Source organism: Pseudoalteromonas sp. US3C1013 (genome assembly GCF_048401115.1).
GTDB classification, from domain to species: domain Bacteria; phylum Pseudomonadota; class Gammaproteobacteria; order Enterobacterales; family Alteromonadaceae; genus Pseudoalteromonas; species Pseudoalteromonas undina.
This window is the reverse complement of the sequence record NZ_CP183075.1, coordinates 1,050,961-1,071,562: the sequence shown is the minus strand read 5'-3', so window position 1 is coordinate 1,071,562 and position 20,602 is coordinate 1,050,961. Positions and strand designations below refer to the sequence as shown.

The window sequence follows — 20,602 nt, the reverse complement described above, 5'->3', positions numbered from 1 at the left end:
TACCAAGCCAAAACAAAAATGCCTACTTAAAAAGTAGGCATTTAAACTCTATTTGGCCAAAAAGTTTACGCCAATGCGCGCACTAAGCCTTGGGTGTTTTGTTTGAGCGTACGGGCAATCATAAAATAACCTAAACCTGCTACAAACACGCCACCAGCAACGGGGCCAATAATCCAAATATTTGGATGCAGCTTACCCGCCAAATCAAACATTTGCTGCTGCACTATTAACAGTGCAATATCACTGAAAAATGCAGCGACCAGTCCGGCTAAACCGCCAAGCAATAAAAACTCATATAAAGTAGCATTTTTTATTAATCGACTTTTAGCGCCTAATGTACGCAATATTACGATTTCTTGCATGCGCTCACCTAAGCTTGCTTGCACCTGCGATATTAGTACCAACGCACCACATAACACCACAATAGCCAATACAAAACCAATGGCTAACGACACTTGCTCAATAGTAGATTGTATTTGCTTAACAAAATTATCTACATCAATTGCCGTAATGGTGGGGTATGTACGTAATAACTGGCTAAAGTCGCGCTTTTGCTCAGGTTCAATGCGTACCGATGAAATATAGGTTGCCGGAAAGTCGCTAAGTACATCTGGGCTTAAAATAATAAAAAAGTTAGGCTTGAGTGTGGCCCAATTTACTTTTCGCACACTGGTTATTTTAGCATCAAACGACTGCGCACCGATTAAAAATGTAAGAGTATCGCCTAATTTAACATCGAGGCGCTGCATCATTGACTCTTCCAGTGAGACCTCGGCAACGGCGTCATCGCCAAACCACTTGCCATCGATAATGTCATTTTGCGAAGGGACTTCGTCAAGCCAGGTTAAATTGAGCTCGCGGCCAATGCCTGAGCGGGCTTCTTCGTCTTTTTTCTCGTTATCTTGCAGTGACACTTCACGCGCAACCGCTTCACCGTTGACGGCATTTACGCGACCACGAATAGTCGGGTAAAACTCCGACACCTGAATGCCTTTTTGTGCTAAATATTCATTAACTGGGTCCAGTTCATTTTGCGTAATATTCACTAAAAAAGCATTAGGTGCATCACTTGGTAATTGTGACTGCCAATCAGAAATAATATCGTTTTTAAGCACAATTAAAAATAACAGTAATTTAATCGCTAACGAAAAGCTAATTAACTGTACTGCATTAACATTGGCGCGCTTTTGAATAGACGCAATAGCCAAAGACCAGCTGTTACCCGGCTTTAAGCCAAGCTTGCGGCCACCGCCAAATATTAACTTAGAGATTAAAAATAACACCAAAATAAGCGCAAGCGTTGAGACAAACAAAATAAGCGTAATTTTTATGTTATTACTAAATAACCACATTAATAAAAACACGGTGAGTGCACTTAGCCCTAAATGAATTTTACTTACCGCAAGGCGATCACCTAAGTTACGGCGAAGTACTCTAAGCGGTGGAATATCAAATAAATCTAACAGTGGCTTAATAGAGAACATAACCGCACAAATAACCCCTGTGCTAATCGCCACCAGCCAAGGTTTAAAACCAGCCATGGGCAGTTCAGTGCCCATACTTTTAGCTAAATAACCGGTAGCCACCTCTTGCAAGCCATAGCCAATAGCTAGGCCAACAACCACCGCCATAGTACATACCATTAATAAGTGCATAAGGTAAATTTTACGGATCATATCGCGGCTGCCACCTAAGGTTTTCATCATTGCGACTGGGTCGTATTGACGCTCACAATAGCGCTTAGCCGATACAGCAATAGCAACCGCGGCTAAAATAATCCCTAGCAAACCGGCTAATAACAAAAAGCTTTCAGCTCTATTTAAGCTATTTGAAATAGGCGATTGACGGTCTTTAACACCATACCAATTTTGGTTTTCTTTAAGTTGCGGTTTTAGCCAATCGTAAAAACTATTTATGTCGCTTTCATCACCTGCATACAACTGGCGGTAAAATACACGGCTACCGGGCTGTATTACTTCAGTTTTTGGTACGTCGTCAATATTAATAAGTACCCTGCGGCTGCTAGAGAACACATTAAACGGCGCATCGGGTTCTTCAACAATCACCTTTTCCACATTGAATAACGCGGCACCTAGCTCAACTTGGTCGCCTACGTTTATATTTAAACTATAAAAAACCGATTCACTTAACCACACGTTACCGGGGGTTGGTGCACCCGGGGCAACTTCTGTTTCGGCGTTTAAGCCCGACTTAACCTTTAACTGGCCTTTAAGCGGGTAACTGTTTGACGCAGCTTTTACTGAGCTAAATTGCATTTCATCGTTTGCAAACAGCATAGTGTCAAAATACACCATTTGCGCTGTTTCAAGGTTTTGCTGTTTAGCTTGAGTAATATAAGCGGTATCTATGGCATGGTTGCTGGCCAATACCCTATCAGCGGCAATAAAGGCACTGCTTTTTTGTGCAATACTTTGTGCGATTCGCTCAGTCACCATAGATAAAGTAAGCACCGTTAGCACCGCTAAAGCGATGGCAGCACTTATCACGGTTAGTTCACCACGGCGAAACTCTCGAGAAAATAGTTTAAGTGCTAATTTAGCCCACATTTGCCATTTCCTCAGTTGAATTGTGAACCAGCTCACCGGCTTCAATCTGAATAATACGTTCACACTTTTGCGCCAGTGCTTCATCATGGGTAACTAAAATAAGCGTTGTGCCATTTTGCTTATTTAAATCAAATAATAAAGACTCAATCATATGGCCATTTTTGCTATCTAGGTTAGCTGATGGCTCGTCGGCAAACAGTATTTTAGGCGAACCCACAAATGCACGAGCAATCGCAACTCGTTGTTGCTCACCACCAGATAACTGCGACGGGTAATGATCAATGCGATGGCTCAAGCCAACTTTTTCAAGTAACGCGAGCGCCTGCTCTTTAGCGTCGTGTTCGCCAGCAAGCTCAGCAGGCAGCATCACATTCTCAAGTGCGGTTAAACTTTGCACCAACATAAAAGACTGAAATACAAAACCGACTTTAGCGGCTCTCAGTGCTGCACGCGCTTCTTCATCTAACTTGTGCAAAGGCTCACCATCTAACATTACCTCGCCACTGCTGGCGGTATCAAGCCCTGCTAGCAAGCTCAATAATGTAGATTTACCAGAGCCCGAAGTGCCCACTACGGCAACAGACTCGCCATGCTTGACATTAAAGCTGATGTCGCTGAGGATGGACAACTCACCTTCAAAGGTGGAAACCACTTTAGACAAACCATTTACTTGAATTATATTTAATTGAGAAAGCGCTGACATATGACTCATTCAATCCTACGTTGTGTATTCATTTTATTTTTAGTTATTAACCCACTACACGCGGCAGCTAACAACACGATTTTAATACTTGGTGACAGTTTAAGCGCAGCCTATGGCTTAAAACAAGAACAAGGCTGGGTGCAATTGTTACAAGATAAATACGATGCCGAGCAACGCCCTATCAACTTAGTAAATGCCAGTATTAGCGGCGAAACCACCGGCGGTGCATTGCGCCGATTAGACGCGCTACTTGAGCAATATCAACCAACTCACGTACTTATTGAGCTCGGTGCTAATGACGGCCTGCGCGGTTTTCCAATCACTAAAATGCAAACTAACTTAACCGCTTTAATTGAAAAAAGCCAAGCTGCAGATGCACAAACCGCACTTATGGAAATATATATTCCACCTAACTATGGCCCACGTTACAGTAAAATGTTTACCGATAGTTTTGCCAGTGTTAGTGAAGCTACCAACTCGCATTTAATGCCGTTTTTTGTGCTTAAAGTAGCAGGAAAAAACGAGCTAATGCAAAACGATAACTTACACCCTAACAAAACTGCTCAACCAATACTACGAGATGAAATGTATAACACGATCAACCAGTGGTTAAATAAAGACTAAGGCCGTGTAAAACACTCCACGCAAGTGCTTAAAACTAAGCGCTTGCGCAATAAACATCCAAACAAACAAAAGCTTATTGATTTTTTTATAAATACACGTACTATTGCTATCGAAGTCGGTATGTGGCGCAGCTTGGTAGCGCACTGTCATGGGGTGGCAGGGGTCGAGAGTTCGAATCTCTCCATACCGACCATTTAAATCCCTTCAAAACTTAGTTTTATTCAATAAAAACCATTTTCCTTTCGTACTAGCTAATTTAATAATAAAAATATCGCATATTTGTCGCACCAACCAATTTATTGAATGTTTTCCTGCTTTTTGATTTCAGAGGTATTGAGATTATGTGACCCCACAGTTAAATACTTTTCAAATAATAAAGAAGCACGTAACTGCTTTAATTATTGATGTATTGGTTTGAGGTCATTGATATTGCAGCTGTGAGTAGCCACTCGATATTATATATCTGGAGTTTAGGTTTAACTCTTTTACTCTATTTAAATTGAGTTTAAAAATAAAAACTCTTGATTCTTAAATAAATAATTTAAAAAATACACCTGCTTTTTTTGCAAGAACTTTTTAATGGCTGACCTTTTTCTTCACGACTTTCCTTGATTAAGTATTTTTATTGCATGTTCATGCCCATTTTCAGCCGCTTTTTTTAAATAGTAATCCCCATAAATACTATTTTTTAATGGGGAATCACGCAGGCCATATATTCCGAAAAAAAGATAATATAAGTTCTTATACATATCATTTGAAAAACCTCGCTTTTCAGCCCTGTTCGATAGATAAGAAACCATTTTAGCTAACGACTCTGAGTCATTCTTTCTTATTGCTTCATCTAAAGTCAATTGACCTAATAATATAGCGGCCTCATCATCACCCACATCAGAAGCTTTACGTAAGGAGTTTTTTAAAAAAGCAATATCACCATATTTTCCAAGTTGATATGCATAATATAAATTTACACTAGAATCTAAAATACCTTTTTCAAAAGATGACTCTAATAGCTTGGTTCCTTCATATATGTCTTCTGCTTTTTCACTTGTAATTAAAAAACTACCCAGGATATGCTTTGCTCTAATATTTCCTAAATACGATGAAATTGAAAGCATTTTTTTAGCTTTTTTATAATCTGGATTTTGCTTATATGCTCCCAAATATAAAACGTAACCAGATAGAAAATAGGCAGTGCTGTCATTCTGCAATATTCCTTGCTCTAGTACATTAGAAACATCTTTCCATTCGAGCTCTTGCTGAGCGTCAATATCATCTTTTATCAAATCTAAAGTAACATTCTCACTACAATTACCTTTTGCTTGATAGCAAACCAATAACAATATAAAAAATAAAATTTTACTCACTTAATCTCCCCGGAAGTCCCTTGGAATGATTGAAAATAGACCCTGTAAGAAAAGAAAAAGGGTTCTGATCTTGACATTAGACATAACAATCCATAACTGATCAGTCATCGCTCTTAACTATCTTCCAAACTTTAACAAAATAGCACTTAAAAAATCCTTGGATAATTTCATGGACTAAAAAGTTGTTTGTAATACGATACGGCGACAAAGCTATTACCATCGTTATCAATACCTCACAATGCCACAGTTTACTTTGGTTGCCAGTGATACACATAAATAGGCGTTTGGTAAAAATCTTTAAACTTGATCACTTTAGTTGGTTTATATCATGGCAAAGCGAAGGTGTTACTCACAATGGTGCTGTTTTTAAGCACGTGTTGTTTTAACTTTTCTTCAAGCGCTGCCATACCAGCAGATAACATACCAGAGAAGACGCTGTACTAAAATCAGCACTTTTAAAGTTGTTACAATAAAGTGTAGGTTATTTAAACCCAAGCTATATTTAATAAGCATTACAACCAACATTCCCCAAACCTAAATAAATCAATGCACCTTTTTCAACCATGATGACTCGCTAAAATATAAGAAAAAACTATTAAAATGAGCATTTAAATAACATGATCTTTCGCTAGATTTGCTGTTCATTACTTGTTCGACTATTACTATATTATGGGAACTAAATTTACTTGCCGGATGCTTGATGGACCTTAAAAAAGTAAATAAAAAATCTAACTCACTAAGTTCAAATATAAATATGGATGAGACGTTTTTAACTCAGCTAGTTAATTGTTTACCTATGGGGGCAATGATAGTTAATACTGATGCTCAGATCCTTTTTGCCAATAGTCAACTGTCTGAAATACTAGGCTATGAGGATTCAGAACTCATAGGGATGAACATAGATAGTTTACTTCCAGCTCAATTTAAAGCCAATCATACCCACTTGATGAGTCAGTTTTTTGCTAACCCTCGAAAACGCTTAATGGGTGAAGGCCGTGAGTTATTTGCGAGTCAAAAAAGTGGTAAGCAAATCCCAATTGAAATAGGTTTAAACCCAATACACGGACAACAAGAATTAGTTTTAGCTACATTGGTTGATATATCGCAAAGGCTGCGCGCAAATAATATGTTTCAACGCTCTATTCAAGCTGCGCCACATGGTGTGTTAATAGTTGACCAAGCAGGCATTATACAAGCGGTAAATCAATCGTTATGCAAATCTTTTGGCTACAGTGAAATAGAACTACTCGATAAAAAAATGGAAATGCTATTGCCCCAGCGCTACCAAGGACATCACTCAGCACTTCGTCATTCATTTCACCGTGAACCCAGTGTAAGAAGTATGGGAGTAGGCAGAGATTTAACCGCGTTACACAAAGACGGTAAAGAATTCCCGGTTGAAGTGGGCTTGAGCCCTTTTATAAATACCAATGATGAAGACATGGTATTTGTTTCGTTGTTAGATATAACAGAACGAAAACGAATGGAAACTGAGCTAAAAGAAAATAACACAAGCCTGAAAGAGTTTACCTATGTAGCCTCTCATGATTTACGCTCTCCATTGCGGGGCATTTCAAACTTAATTGAATGGATTAAAGAAGATTTAGGCACTACCACGCCTGAAGTAGAATACAACTTAACACGTATTGATGATCGTATTCATAAAATGGAGACGTTAATCGATAATTTATTGGCCTATGCAAGGGCGGGGAAAGCTACCCAAGATACTCAAGTAATCGATATGCATAAATTAATTTCTAACGTTACCGAACTGTTAGATTTACCGGCTGGAATGAAGCTTCATAAAGACATTCAACTAGATACTATCGTCACTGCATGGACGCCACTTGAAACCGTTGTCCGCAATTTATTAAGTAACGCCATTAAACACCACGACAGTAAAGAGGGAACTATAGAGATTCGTTGTGTAGCAGAAAATACGCTTTGCCATATCACTGTGACTGATGATGGCCCCGGTATACCAGCAGAGGCTTACGAGCGTATTTTTAGCTTATTTCAAACAACCTCTGATGATAAGTCGGGTTCAGGTATAGGGCTGTCTATTAGTCGGCGTCTGGCACAAGCTCATGGTGGGCGCATTTCCGTTAGCTCAAATGAACCGCAAAAAGGGTCTACATTTCATGTTTGGTGGCCTCGCTTTGCAAGGAAAGAAAATTTATGATCAAAAATCTATCTATACTGCTTGTTGAGGACGACGATGTTGCCGCGGAAGCCGTTACAAGAAGCCTAAAAAAAGTGGATCCTAAAATTAAAATAATTTGGAAACAAAACGGAAAGCTGGCACTAGATGCGTTACGAGAAAAAGCGCAACAAAAAGAAATATCAGAGCCCTACTTAGTATTGCTAGACCTGAATATGCCAGTGATGAATGGCTTTGAATTTTTAGAGCATATTCGTAAAGATGAAAAATTAAACGATACCGTTGTATTTATACTCACGACCTCCAATGAGGATAACGATCGTACTCGCGCGTACCATAATAACGTAGCAGGTTACATGGTTAAACATGCAATTGGCCCGCAGTTTGCCAAATTAGCGACACTTATGGATGCTTATATACATGCCGTTGAGCTTGAATAAGCCATTTTGCAAGAGATATGGATATGATAACTTCAATAGATAATTTTGAAACCTGCGACAGTATTAAACTACTCATTGTTGATGACGATGCGGTTGATAGAGAACAAATACGCCGTATGATATCTCGCTCTAATATACAGGCTAAAATTTCAGAAGCATCTTCTATTGAAAGCTCTATGTCTTACCTTGAGCATAGGGAATTTGATTGCGTCATAGTTGATTACCGATTAGGTATCGGATCGGGGCTTACTCTGCTGGATAATATTAGAAAGTCTGTAAATAACCACTGTGCTGTGATTATGATCACGGGCTTAGGGGATGAAAAAATAGCAGCAGAAGCTATGCGCCTAGGGGCAAGCGATTATTTACTTAAAAACCAATTAAAAAGCGATCAGTTGATACACTCTATATCTAGTTCCATTCAACGCGCAAGCTTAGAAAAAAAACTTCATAACATGGCACATTACGATAGCCTAACAGGCTTAGCAAGCCGCCCAATTTTAATTGATCAACTTCAACAGGCCATTACATCTCAGCAAAAGCTCGCCGTTGCCTATTTAGATTTAGATAACTTTAAACCCATTAATGACAAATATGGTCATGAAACCGGTGATTTCGTGTTGAAAACCATTGCCCAAAGGCTACAAAACACATTACGCAAGGAAGATACACTAGCGCGTATTGGTGGAGATGAGTTTATCCTTTTATTAAGAGGGGCTGCGCACACAATACAAGAATATGAGATTCTGTTACAAGACGTGCTGATTGAGGTAAACGATCCGATAAAATTAGCAGAGTTTTCGTGCTCCGTTCAAATTTCAGTCAGCATCGGCGTTGCACTTCCCAGTGATGATGGCTTAACTTGTGATGACATTTTACGAAGAGCCGATCAAACTATGTACCAAGCAAAAAGATCAGGAACAAACCGGATTCTGTTTTTTGATCCAGAGGAAGAAAGCCTAAGGCATGCAAGACATGATTTGTTATTGGCTGCTGAAAAAGGCATTGCTCGTAAAGAGTTTATTCTACATTATCAACCAAAGGTAAATTTAATGGATCACCAGTTGATTGGCGTTGAAGCCTTAATACGCTGGAATCACCCTACTTTGGGTTTACTTTACCCTGGTCACTTTTCAGAGGCATTAGAGCACCCACACATTGGTATATTAATTGGTGAATGGGTACTTGCTGAGGCCTTAAAACAACATAAAATTTGGACAAGAAATCATCTTTCTATGAGTGTAAACATCTCTCCAGCTCATTTACTTAGTGAGGGCTTTGTTGAAAACCTCAGAGAGTTACTCATCAGCACTAATAATATAAAACCAAAAACCCTCGAATTGGAAATTTTAGAGAGCACTACAATTGGAAACGTTGACCAAGCAGTCGACGTTCTCAATGGCTGTAGAAATTTAGGTGTAAGTATTGCGTTAGATGACTTTGGTACAGGTTACGCTTCGTTGAGTTACTTAAAAAAATTACCTTTAGATACATTAAAAATAGATCAAAGCTTTGTTAAAAAACTTCTATCAGACCATGAAGACAAGTCTATCGTTACGTGTATCGTGGCGCTAAGTAAAGCATTTGGGTATAACCTAATAGCAGAAGGGATCGAGTCGCAAGAGCTCGAAAAAGTACTTATAGATATGGGTTGCTATCATGGTCAAGGCTATTATATTGCCAAACCAATGTCTGCAGATAACATGAACTTATGGATAAAAAATATGACATCAACTAAACACTGACCCTAAATAATATCCCTCTATTTGGATTGCCAATGATATACATAAATTGGCGTTTGGTAAAAATCTTTAAGCTTGATAACGTTAGTTGGTTTACATGAAGGTAAAGCGAAGGTATTACTCACAATAGTGATTTTATTATTAACTTTTTCATGCTTTAACTTATCTTCAAGCGCTACCATACCACCAGGAAACAAGTAACATACCAAAGTAGACGCAGAACTAAGATCGGCATTTTTGAAGTCTTTACGATAGAGGGTAAGATTACCTAAACCCAAACTATATTTAAAAAGCACTGAAACCATCCAAGGAAACCACGATAACTCATAGCCAATAACCTGTTTATTAGGCTGATTTTTGGCAACCGCTATAACGAGCGTCCCCCAACCTGAACCCAAATCAATTAATGCGCCTTTTTCATCCATGCTTATTGCATTAAGCATAGTTTGGCGCGCTTTGCTTGAGCTCATCATCGGTGAAATTCCCGTTTTTAGCGTGCTCCAAACAATAGATAAAGCGATTAGAAGAACTAAAAAGAAAAGTCCGATAGCAATAAAGTCCATACTAACTAACACCTGATAACGGTTGAATATTGATGATTTCACCTGAGCTATTTCGCTTTTACATAATAAAACTAGTGAAACCATTACATAGCGTGCCATTTGTGTAAATTTATTTTATATTTAACACCTGTTTAAAATAAAACCACAAAAAAAGCGCCATTTGGCGCTTTTTAAATTAGTAGTAAGGTACTAGTGCTTACGCCCTACGCCGTTGCGCACCATGTCTTGTCCGCTTTGGAAAATCTCTTCGGTAATTTCACGTGCTAATAAAAGTTGTTGCTTGTCATCAAACACGGCTACAAAACGGCTGCCGTCAGCATTATTAGTTGCCATACCCACGCCTGCTACGCCGGTTAAACCTAGGCCGCCGTTTTCAACTTGCAGTAAAAAACTTTCAAGTTCAGCGAGTGTATCGATTGCAGTTAGTTTGTTTTCCATTATGGTTACTCTGTGTTGCTCGCCATAGCGAGTCTGTAAATAATATGCAGTTATTTTACAGATCATAGTGGCAAACTTAAACCATCAAACATTAACCTTTATGCATTCCACGAATAGGGTAATTATTATCAGGGTTTTTAATCCAAGTTATACCTCGCAATAAAGTAGACAGATCTGGTCTTACAAATGGATTATTTGAGATATCAACAACTTGTACTGTACCGTGTTCATTCACTACATACACAGCAGGCTCAGCAAATAAATGGTCTGTTTCTTGAGCGTTGCGAGGTTGAGAAACATACAGCCCTAACGCATTCATTTGTTCAGGCTTTAATTCAAACGCAATGGGGTAACTCACTGATAACTTCTCTTTATGTGTTAACAACTGCGCTTCGCTGTCGGCCGATACAGCAATTAAAGAAACTCCAATGTCTTGTAATGACTGTTTAATTTCTTCTAACTGATTTAGATACTGCGTACACATAGGACAATGCTGGCCACGATACACAACCACCATTTGCCAAGCAGCGTCTTGCTGGACACGCCCTAACTCTACTTCGTTACTATTTAGTACAGGGCAATTAATCTTTGGGAAACGACTCCCCGGAAGAAGTTTATTTGTATACTGTGATGCATTAGTCATTGTGTTTCCTCTCAAAAGTGTGTACTTATATGTGCTTTAAAGCGCGCTAAGTCAGTATCTATATCGGCGTTTTTCATAACATCAAAACAAGCAATGGTAGGCATTGCTGTCATACCAAAAAACTTAAAGTTCATATGCATTGGGAACATTAAGTCGTCAACACTTTTACCATTAAAAAATTCTTCTGAATTGTTAAATGACTCCTCTGGTGCGTTAAATGTGAGTGACATCATATATTTAGTATCTTTAAGTGTGCCACCTGTGCCATAACCGCTTTTTGGGTCGTCCTGGTGACGACCATCGCCATTACACATGGCGCCACCCATACCGGCTGTATACACCTCGTCCATATACCTTTTGAACGAAAATGGCACGCCCATCCAGTTAATAGGTGATTGCAGTAAGACAACGTCAGCCCATTGATGAAGTGCTAATTGTGCCTCTACATCAATACTATCTGTCATAGTTACGGTTTTAACTTCATGGCCTTTTTCTATCAGTATCGATGATGCTACATCAACTAGAGTGGCATTTAATTTGCCCTCTGAAAAAGGATAATATTGGTGTGCATTTATAATGAGTACCTTGCTCATGTGATCTCTCCAAAAATAGTACGAAAATTGGTCTTTACTTTAATGTGGTATATAATAGTTACCTGAAGAATAGATTCAATTAGTATACTTTTAGTAACCACCCTATTTTAGAGGTTAAATTTTGGAAAGCTCTATAGAAACAGATAGTAAGGGAAGAAAAAAAGTTTTAAATGCCTGCTTAGAACCTTGTGCTATTGAAAAAGGAATGCGCTTAATTGGCGGGAAGTGGACAAGTTCTATTATTTATCACTTAAAAGATGAACCTGTTCGCTTTAATGATCTAACTCGAATGTTAGGTGGAGCGAGCAAAAAAATGATAGATCAACGTTTAAAAGAGTTAGAGGCCAATAAGATGGTTTTAAGGACGGTGATCAGCACTAGACCTATTGCTGTCACCTACGAGCTCACTGAGTTTGGGCGCTCTGCACTAGGAATTCTTCACGATCTTAGGGTTTGGTCTGAGTCTAATATTTTAGACTAATTAAAAATAAAAACCCCGCAGATGCGGGGTTTTATGTATTAGCTTTGCTTCATTGTGCCTTGTTGCTCAAGGCGGGTATGCCAGCTGAATGCCTCTTCTAAAATATGAGGCGTATGACCGCCACGAACACATGCACGCTCGTAGTAGTCAAGCATGGCGTTGCGATAATCTGGATGTACACAGTGCTTAATGACTTCAATTGCACGTTCGCGTGGTGCTAAACCGCGTAAATCAGCAAGGCCTTGCTCGGTTACTAAAATATCAACATCGTGCTCGGTATGATCAACATGGCTTACCATAGGCACAACACTTGAAATAGCGCCACCTTTGGCAATTGATTTAGTTACAAACACCGATACATGCGCATTACGTGCAAAGTCGCCTGAACCACCAATACCGTTCATCATTTTAGTACCACACACATGGGTTGAGTTAACGTTGCCATATATATCAAACTCAAGTGCAGTGTTAATTGCAATAATACCTAAACGACGCACAATTTCAGGGTGATTAGACATTTCTTGTGGTCGAAGTACTAGCTTATCACGATACTTTTCAAGGTTATTAAATACTTGTGAGTTACAACGCTCTGATAAAATAATTGAACACCCTGATGCAAAATTAAGTTTACCCGCATCAATTAAATCAAAGGTAGAATCTTGTAGTACCTCTGAATACATAGTGAGGTCTTTAAAATCAGAGTCTAATAAACCCATCATTACTGCGTTGGCAATGTTACCAATACCGGCTTGTAATGGGCCTAGGTTTTCAGGCATACGCTCTTGTGCTACTTCTTCTTTAAAAAAGTTCACTAAGTGACGTGCAATAGAGGCTGTGTCTGCATCTGGGTCGGTAACAGTTGAAAATGAGTCACTTTGATTGGTAAATACAATACCCACAATTTTAGCCGGGTCGATTGGAATAGCAGTGCTACCAATACGGTCATCTACTTTCACTAATGGCACTGGCGTACGTGTTGGACGATAAGATGGAATATAAATGTCGTGCAGCCCTTCAAGCTCTGGCTGGTGTAACATATTAATTTCTACAATTACCTGTTTGGCAAAAATAGCAAAGCTGGCTGAATTGCCCACTGATGTTGTAGGTACTATGTGGCCTTCTTCAGTAATAGCTACGGCTTCAATGACCGCTACATCAGGCATCGTTAACTGATGATTACGTAGCTGTTCAACGGTTTCAGATAAATGCTGGTCAATAAACATGACCTCACCGTTGTTAATCGCTTTACGTAATGTGCTGTCTACTTGAAATGGCATACGACGCGCTAACGCACCTGATTCAGTTAGTAGCTTATCTAAGTCGTTTCCTAATGACGCGCCCGTCATTAGGTTAATTTTCATTGGGTTTTCACGCACTCGCTCTGCAAGCGCACGTGGTACAGCTTTCGCTTCACCGGCACGAGTAAAACCACTCATACCCACGGTCATGCCGTCTTTAATAAATAAACTGGCCTGCTCTGCAGACATCACTTTGTTGTGTAAATCGCTACGACGAATTCGTTCTAATTGCATTTGGAACCCCTTAAACCCCATTTTTATTTGGCGCTATTCTAAGTATTTCCTTATGCTTCGTAAGCTAGACCTAAGTCTCATTTACGCATTGTTGATATAAAAACATCGCGAAGCGTTTTAATTTTGTACACTTTATTACTTAACTTATTGGTGATAATAAGGTTAAAATAGTAAAAAACGCATACAACTATTTAACTCACTGAGTTTAAAAATAAACAAAACTAATTAAAATCAACCATTTAAAATTTCAATCAGGAAGGTTGAAATTTTTAATTGTATAAAAATTTAGCCGCGCTATGCGGAGCTTACAAAATAATAAACTGTTCATTCATTGGGCAGTAACCTTGTGAGGAATAGAATCCACAATTTAGGTATTAAGGAAAATACATGGATTTGTCTGACGAAGAAATTAACTTTTTATCTGGCTTATTTGAACCTAGTCAAAGTAGTGCATTAATCAATGAAACAAAGTTAACAGTACAAACATCAATACCAGATGGTATTGCGCATTTACTTGGTCAAGCTAAATTAACCTTATTAGCAGAAGTAGCCCACTACCAACTATGGTTCCCACTTCAATTTAAAACCGATGAATTAGGCCATTTCAGTACCGTATTAGAAGCCCCCGAAGTAATTGACACTAAAGGTATTCAGCGCAGCTGGCGGTTGAGCGAATTAAATATCCAAAGCCAAGGTTTTTGCATTGAATCTATATCTAGCACAGGAATATTTTTAAAACCCACATCAGTACACAGTGAGCTTGATGAGTTGCAGAATATGCAATTTATTTTACCCAACGAAGCGGCGATATCATTAGATATAGAACCGGTTAGGCAGAGTAAGTGTGGTATAGCAGCAAAAATTAAACACATTCACCATGGTAAAGAGCAGCTAAGAGCGTATTTATTTGAAGTTCATAAACGTCAATTTTCAAGCTTATACCAGCTAGAGCACAAACAACAAAAATTAGAATTATCAAACTAAAAAAGCCACACAATGTGGCTTTTTTAACTTATTTTATCGAGTGACTTTTACTTTAAGCGTTTGGCCACATCAGCTACACGTTCGCCGTATAAACGAGCCGTTTCTAAATCGCCTGATGGAATAGCAGATTCATCTGCATCAGTAGGTGATTGCACTAATACGCCAACTGAACCGCCTAAGTTATTGATGTCTTGACGAGTTGATTCCAGTTTATTGGCCGGTGGTAACCCTAGGCTTACCCAAATTCCACCATGTTGCGAAGCCAATGTTTGCATACTAATTAGAGTGACTTGTTTATCGCCATTTAGGCTGCCGCTATTAGTAAACCCGCCAAATACTTTGTCTTTCCACCCCATGGTAAACCATACTTTAGAGGTAGCATCAACAAACTTTTTAAACTGCCAAGGATATGAGCCCATATAGGTAGGTGCACCAAAAATAATGGCGTCTGCATTGTTTAATACATCCCAATCGGTGTCTTTTATGTCGCCATTCTCATCGATTGCAATAAGCTGAGCGTTTGCTCCATCAGCTACAAATTCAGCCACTTTTTTGGTATGGCCATATCCCGAAAAATAAATAACCGCTACTTTACTCATGAACCTTCCTTTTGTTGTGATTTAATAAACACGCTTTAAATATAGTATGGCCGCTTAATCTAAAATCAACTAAGCAGCGTGTTTAATTAAATTAGCTTGCGTGGCATTAAATTAAAAGGTACTCACTGCAATTTCTAAATTACTCACCGCACAGCCATACTGCGCAGCACTAATACGATGATATGCCGACTCAGGCGTGGTAGATAGGCTAATAATAAACTCATCTTGCTGGCCAACAGCCGTTTGTTCTTGGCTAAGGCACATGGCTTGCGTTAAAGAGCGTAATTTGGCCTGCGTTAAAATGCTGCCAAAACGCTGAACTGGTAAAGGCGGTATTTTAATTGCTGGCAATGCTTGGCTAATACTGCGCTGACTTAAGGTAAAATCGTTATTTTTAATATCAATCACACTGCCCACAGGCCAGTAAGAGTAACTGTAGGTTTTAGTTTTAGTTTTAGTTTCAGCCTGAGCTTGCTCTGTTGATTTAACCATCACCACACCATTTTTACCAATTACGGTCATTAAATTGCCAGCTTCAGATTTAATCACCACTAAGGCTGTGGTTTCGTCTACACCAAAACCGAATGTCGGCTGATCTTGGTTTGCGCTTAAGTCGTCGAGCAAAGTGCCTAGTCTTAATGTACGGTTTCGCTCGCTAAAGTGTGTATCGAGTACACCGTAACTAAATGTGCCTAAACCCCCAAAGCGGTTGTAAGTTAAACTATCGCTGTTTGAGCGTTCACTTGGGGCATCAATGGCTTGTGCGCCTTCTTTCAATGCCGACAAGCTAGTGCCATTGGTGATCATCACCACATTCCCGGCGTGGGCTTGCCCACCACTTTGCACCGCGGTACCTGCACTTGTTCCAACAATAACAGGGCGAGACTGTAATGCTTTTGTCCAAGGGTAAGGCTGGTTATTTTCATCAAATAATACTTTTCGGGTTAAGCTTTGATCGCCGCCATTAAACATAATACCGGTGCTATTATTGATTAGCTCTACTAAAGCGTCGGTGCCTTTTTTACACAATTGATATTCAGCTTGTGTGCGATCAGGGTAAATATGTTCGCGTTGATATAGCCCCATTTCGGAGTGCCTAAGCGTGGTTATATCATCACACTTGTTGGTGGTTATTGCTTTAGCAAGCGCAGGGGTTAATGCAAGCCATTGCGAATTTACATTAGGGAAGCTTAGTAATCCTTCATAAAAATCAGCAGATTCATAAGGGTCTCTGCTTGAGGCGGTAATGGCTAGCATACTCGGGTTAGTATCATTAACTTTTAAACTTCCCGATATAAACTGCAAAATCTCTGTCGCTGCCGATTCGCTATTAAGCGCAGTATTTACCTGCTCTTTTAGTCGTGTGTTGTCGCTTTTTATTTGCGCTACTTCAAGCATATCTATTACAAAATTGTATTCTTGATCCGATAAATTATTGAGCTGTGTACTATCAATATCACGCCATAGCCATAACAACTCTTTTTTCGACAATGTGGGCGATGACTTAGCCTGCATTGTTGCTAAATTTTTAATAGTGTTGTTTTTAGCTTGGCTATTTTTACTGGGCCACTGTTGCTTTATTTGACTAATTTTAGCCTGAGAGAGCGTAAATACATTATGCGTTTTACCCGAAATTTGTGTATTTTTTTCACAGTTTTTAGGGCTTAAACTGGCACATGTTGTGAGAGCTCCCCCCACTAACACGAGAGTTTGACTAGGCTCTTTTGCGCTTAACTGTAGCGAAAAAGCAATTAAAATTGAGTAAAAAGCGGTTATTATTCGCGATTTAACTAACCGCTTGTTTGGTAAATTTATTCGTTCCATTATGTTACACTCATGTAAAAAATTATAAGAAATAACTTGCGAGAGCGTCTCTCACTTGCTATAAAAAAAAGGAACTTTAAAACGCGAGTAAGCTAGCACCCATTTGCTAGCTTTGTCAAAAACCTTTTTGGAACGAGAATTATGTTTAAAAAAGCAACATTGCTTACAACATATTTCTACTCACCACACTACCTTTCGGAGTGGTTTGACGAGTAGCCCACCGCCTCACTAATTTCTGTGAGGGGCTCAGCGTGTCATTTCACCATTGCCCTGTCTAAAAACCATAATAATTAAAGCCTTAAGAAATATTAAACCTATTTCTGCGCGCTTAAAAAAGACAAAAGGTACTACAATGTTTCGTCAACTAACTATTGCGGCCACAGTAAGCGCTTTACTGAGCCCTGTCACTTGTGTGTATGCACAAGAAACTCAAACTGATACCAACATTGAACGAGTAGAAGTAACAGGATCTCGCTTAAAAGGCGTTGATCTGGAAGGCACTATTCCACTAACCGTGTTAGACCAAGATGCAATCAAACGCTCTGGTGCTAATACCATTCATGAATTACTCAAAGATTTATCTGTATTTAAAGGCGGAAGCGGTACGTTCTCAACCTCTGAAAGTGGTGGTACGTCTACCTCTACACCAGCAGGTCAATCAGCAGCGAGCTTACGAGGCATGGGACCTTCGGCAACGCTGACATTAATAAATGGGCGAAGAGTTGCGCCTAGTTCATTTGCTGCAGGTACTGAAAACTTTGTAGATGTGAATTCTATTCCTCTAGCGGCCATTGAACGTATTGATATTTTAGCCACCGGTGCATCAGCCGTTTATGGTGCCGATGCTGTAGCGGGTGTTATTAACTACATTTTAAAAGATGATTTTGAAGGCGCTGAAATCAATACTTCGTTTGCCGATAGCTTTGATCAACATGACGAAAGTAAAAAACAATTAAACTTAGTGTATGGTACAAAAATAGGCGAGAGTAACTTAACGGTATTTGCAGATATATACGACCGTAACGCTTTCAAAGCGACCGATCGTAATTACACGGCCTCTCCCTCTTTAGTGAATGGTTACTCCTATTTACCTAAGCTGGAGAACTCACCTAATATTTATTATTTCAGCAGCCGAGATGGTAACGAACTTCCATCACCAAACTGCAAAACCGAGTTAGTTACTACTGAATTTGATGAACAAATTTGTGCTTACTACCCTAATCAAGATGATTACCTAGAAACGCCATTTGAAAGCCTTTCAACCGGCTTTATGTTTAATAGTGAGCTTGGTGGTCTACAATGGCATACTGATTTTTTTTACAGTCAGACCAAGGCAAAAGCGTACTCATCGCCCTCACCTATTAACCAAATTAATGACGACGACGGCCCGTATGTTTTAGAAGACGCCTTATTTATTTACGATAATGCCGATGGTAGTAATGATTTATTAGATCAACTCTACATTGACCCATTTGATACCCAAAGTGGTCGAGAAGTGTATGGTTTTGCATTTGATGCGCGCTTTAATGCCCCAAGAACGGTGGAAGTAGAAACGAAAAACTTTCGCTTAGTAAGTAGCCTAAGTGGTGAAATTGGTGATTGGGGTTGGGAATCTGGGGTAACCTTTTCTCGCTCACGTTCAGAGCAAGAAGCGATTGCAGGGGTTTATAATCGTTACAAGTTCCATGGCGCGATTACAGGCGAGCTATGTTCAGACGGTACGCTGGCAAGTTATGACAGTACTGACTTAAACTGTGCATCGGGAGAACTGCTGCCTTTTTACAACCCTTTCCTTCAAGGCGACGCCGCTAATGATGCCATTTTGGCAACAGCGCAAGCTCGCCCAACACGCAGCGGAGAAAGTACAGTTTACGGCTGGGATGCTAATTTTAATGGTGAGCTATTTACCTTTAACGACCTACCAGCCTATGCCTCATTTGGGGTAGAAGCACGCCGTGAAGAGCTAAGCGACATTCCTTCGCTTGATTCACAAGCTCAAGCAGATAAAGACTATCTTGTTGATGTATTTGGCTTTGGCTCTAGTTTATCAGAAGCCGATCGCACTCAATATGCAGCGTTTGCTGAATTAAGTATTTCACTGAGTGAGCAAATAGAGCTACAAGCAGCGGGTCGATACGATCATTACGATGATTTTGGTGGCACCTTTAATCCTAAAATAGGTTTGAGCTATCGCCCGACTGATTCGTTAGTTGTTCGTGGTTCATGGTCAACCTCGTTTAGAGCACCATCATTAACTCAAGCTGGCGTTAAATTAAGAACCACGCAATCCACTTTCGATTGTGGTGCTAACCAAGCGGTGTCTGATCTTTACTGTATGGGTGAAGGTACTGAGGTAAGCGTTAACTCGCTCGAACTTGGTAATCAAGCCCTTAAAGCTGAGGAATCTGAGGCTATTAGTGTTGGCTTTGCCTGGAGCCCAAGCGCTGATACTAACTTAACCGTTGATTATTGGCAGTTTGATCACGAAGAAGTGATTGATACCAACATGACTGCAGTACTCGATCGCGCCATTACTGATGCATCACTGCGCCATTGCGGTATTGTCCCAGAAGGCGAGCAAGGTATTTCTTACGAAAATGAGTTATGTGGTGTCTTTGACAATAGCGGTTTAAATATCGAGCAAGATGGCGCTAATCTTACTGAGATTTTAGCTAACTATGTTGATGAAGATAACAAAGCTGGCGATAAAAACCCAGATAACTTTAATCCCCGTCCTGGTGAAGACTACTTACCCTTATTCCGCGACCATGTCATTCCGCTTGAAAATACCGGCACACAAACGTTAGCGGGTATTGATATTAAATTTGACCATCGCTTTGCGTTATCTGGCGGCGACTTAACCTTCGCTTTTGACGGTACTCACTACCTTGAATTTGAACGCAACAAACCGGGCTCAGACTCAATTGAAAAGCTAGTGGGTACATATCGCTACCCTGAAAACATCGCTCGTATGTCAATCGATTGGGAAGCACAAAGCTACTACTTAAACTTAGGGGCTAACTACACCAGCAGTTATGAAGACGATATCGAAGGGCTTAGAGGCCGTGAGATTGACGAACTTGATGAACTCGGTAAACTTGATCCAGAGGGCAGTCATCAGGTTGACGATTGGCTCGTATGGGATTTATCAGCGGGTTTCTATGTTAATAAAGCGCTTACTTTACGCGCCCGTATAGATAATATTTTTGATAAAGAACCGCCTAAACTCTATGGTTCAAGCCGTGGCTTTGATTCAATTAATCATAATGCCCTAGGTGCTAATTATAAATTAAGTATTAGCTACCGCTTTTAACCGCTTAGCCGTAAAGCAAACGCTTTGCGGC

General features: G+C 39.7%; 17 protein-coding genes and 1 tRNA gene. 8 read left to right on the top strand and 10 right to left on the bottom strand.

Annotation, left to right across the window (positions count from 1 at the left end; translation table 11 throughout):
- Positions 1-65 precede the first annotated feature (65 nt).
- Together ACNSN2_RS04990 and ACNSN2_RS04985 are read right to left on the bottom strand one after the other, a co-directional pair.
- Positions 66-2,567, bottom strand: coding sequence for an ABC transporter permease (locus ACNSN2_RS04990; RefSeq protein ID WP_418608681.1), 2,502 nt, complete (start codon positions 2,565-2,567; stop codon positions 66-68).
- A complete protein-coding gene (locus ACNSN2_RS04985) occupies positions 2,557-3,270 on the bottom strand; it encodes an ABC transporter ATP-binding protein (RefSeq protein ID WP_010392805.1) in 714 nt (237 codons plus the stop codon). The genes ACNSN2_RS04990 and ACNSN2_RS04985 overlap by 11 nt, the downstream gene beginning before the upstream one ends.
- Here ACNSN2_RS04985 and ACNSN2_RS04980 point away from each other — a divergent pair, their 5' ends adjacent.
- Together ACNSN2_RS04980 and ACNSN2_RS04975 are read left to right on the top strand one after the other, a co-directional pair.
- Positions 3,271-3,894 carry an arylesterase gene (locus ACNSN2_RS04980; RefSeq protein ID WP_418608680.1) on the top strand — a complete coding sequence of 208 codons (624 nt, stop codon included), beginning with the start codon at positions 3,271-3,273 and terminating at the stop codon, positions 3,892-3,894.
- 116 nt (positions 3,895-4,010) lie between these two features.
- Positions 4,011-4,087, top strand: a tRNA-Pro gene (locus ACNSN2_RS04975).
- Between the two features lie 403 nt (positions 4,088-4,490).
- On the opposite strand, the gene ACNSN2_RS04970 is transcribed toward ACNSN2_RS04975, so the two are convergent.
- Positions 4,491-5,258 carry a hypothetical protein gene (locus ACNSN2_RS04970; RefSeq protein WP_024601158.1) on the bottom strand — a complete coding sequence of 256 codons (768 nt, stop codon included), beginning with the start codon at positions 5,256-5,258 and terminating at the stop codon, positions 4,491-4,493.
- Positions 5,259-5,958: 700 nt separating this feature from the next.
- Between ACNSN2_RS04970 and ACNSN2_RS04965 the strand changes: the two genes are divergently transcribed.
- Genes ACNSN2_RS04965 through ACNSN2_RS04955 form a run of 3 tightly spaced genes read left to right on the top strand, consistent with a single transcriptional unit; the run spans position 5,959 to position 9,604 of the window.
- Positions 5,959-7,440 carry a PAS domain S-box protein gene (locus ACNSN2_RS04965; protein WP_418608679.1) on the top strand — a complete coding sequence of 494 codons (1,482 nt, stop codon included), beginning with the start codon at positions 5,959-5,961 and terminating at the stop codon, positions 7,438-7,440.
- Positions 7,437-7,859 (top strand): response regulator, encoded by a 423-nt coding sequence (locus ACNSN2_RS04960; RefSeq protein WP_010392817.1) that lies wholly within the window; start codon positions 7,437-7,439, stop codon positions 7,857-7,859. The genes ACNSN2_RS04965 and ACNSN2_RS04960 overlap by 4 nt, the downstream gene beginning before the upstream one ends.
- Positions 7,860-7,882: 23 nt before the next feature.
- Entirely contained in the window at positions 7,883-9,604 is a 1,722-nt protein-coding gene (locus tag ACNSN2_RS04955) for an EAL domain-containing protein (RefSeq protein WP_418608678.1), read from the top strand.
- A 17-nt stretch (positions 9,605-9,621) separates the two neighbouring features.
- On the opposite strand, the gene ACNSN2_RS04950 is transcribed toward ACNSN2_RS04955, so the two are convergent.
- The 4 genes from ACNSN2_RS04950 to ACNSN2_RS04935 all read right to left on the bottom strand — a co-directional run bounded on the left by ACNSN2_RS04950 (position 9,622) and on the right by ACNSN2_RS04935 (position 11,838).
- Positions 9,622-10,206, bottom strand: a complete 585-nt coding sequence (locus ACNSN2_RS04950; protein WP_249930461.1) for a methyltransferase — start codon at positions 10,204-10,206, stop codon at positions 9,622-9,624.
- Positions 10,207-10,353: 147 nt separating this feature from the next.
- Positions 10,354-10,602 carry a hypothetical protein gene (locus ACNSN2_RS04945; RefSeq protein ID WP_008114111.1) on the bottom strand — a complete coding sequence of 83 codons (249 nt, stop codon included), beginning with the start codon at positions 10,600-10,602 and terminating at the stop codon, positions 10,354-10,356.
- A 91-nt stretch (positions 10,603-10,693) separates the two neighbouring features.
- Positions 10,694-11,245, bottom strand: coding sequence for a redoxin domain-containing protein (locus ACNSN2_RS04940; protein WP_010392826.1), 552 nt, complete (start codon positions 11,243-11,245; stop codon positions 10,694-10,696).
- A gap of 11 nt (positions 11,246-11,256) precedes the next feature.
- Positions 11,257-11,838, bottom strand: coding sequence for an NAD(P)H-dependent oxidoreductase (locus tag ACNSN2_RS04935; protein ID WP_054200651.1), 582 nt, complete (start codon positions 11,836-11,838; stop codon positions 11,257-11,259).
- A gap of 121 nt (positions 11,839-11,959) precedes the next feature.
- Between ACNSN2_RS04935 and ACNSN2_RS04930 the strand changes: the two genes are divergently transcribed.
- Entirely contained in the window at positions 11,960-12,319 is a 360-nt protein-coding gene (locus tag ACNSN2_RS04930; RefSeq protein WP_010392830.1) for a winged helix-turn-helix transcriptional regulator, read from the top strand.
- 38 nt (positions 12,320-12,357) lie between these two features.
- On the opposite strand, the gene ACNSN2_RS04925 is transcribed toward ACNSN2_RS04930, so the two are convergent.
- The gene (locus ACNSN2_RS04925) at positions 12,358-13,851 is read right to left on the bottom strand and encodes an acetyl-CoA hydrolase/transferase family protein (RefSeq protein WP_008468433.1); all 1,494 of its coding nucleotides are present in this window, start codon (positions 13,849-13,851) and stop codon (positions 12,358-12,360) included.
- Positions 13,852-14,238: 387 nt separating this feature from the next.
- Here ACNSN2_RS04925 and ACNSN2_RS04920 point away from each other — a divergent pair, with 387 nt between their 5' ends.
- Positions 14,239-14,835, top strand: coding sequence for a hypothetical protein (locus ACNSN2_RS04920; RefSeq protein ID WP_418608677.1), 597 nt, complete (start codon positions 14,239-14,241; stop codon positions 14,833-14,835).
- Between the two features lie 47 nt (positions 14,836-14,882).
- Here the strand turns inward: ACNSN2_RS04920 and ACNSN2_RS04915 are convergent, their stop codons facing one another.
- Positions 14,883-15,434: a flavodoxin family protein gene (locus tag ACNSN2_RS04915; RefSeq protein ID WP_054200649.1), complete on the bottom strand. Its 552-nt coding sequence runs from the start codon at positions 15,432-15,434 to the stop codon at positions 14,883-14,885.
- A gap of 111 nt (positions 15,435-15,545) precedes the next feature.
- Positions 15,546-17,258 carry a cyanophycinase gene (locus tag ACNSN2_RS04910; protein WP_418608676.1) on the bottom strand — a complete coding sequence of 571 codons (1,713 nt, stop codon included), beginning with the start codon at positions 17,256-17,258 and terminating at the stop codon, positions 15,546-15,548.
- Between the two features lie 352 nt (positions 17,259-17,610).
- On the opposite strand from ACNSN2_RS04910, the gene ACNSN2_RS04905 reads away from it, so the two are divergent.
- Positions 17,611-20,571 carry a TonB-dependent receptor domain-containing protein gene (locus ACNSN2_RS04905; protein WP_418608675.1) on the top strand — a complete coding sequence of 987 codons (2,961 nt, stop codon included), beginning with the start codon at positions 17,611-17,613 and terminating at the stop codon, positions 20,569-20,571.
- Positions 20,572-20,602 lie beyond the last annotated feature (31 nt).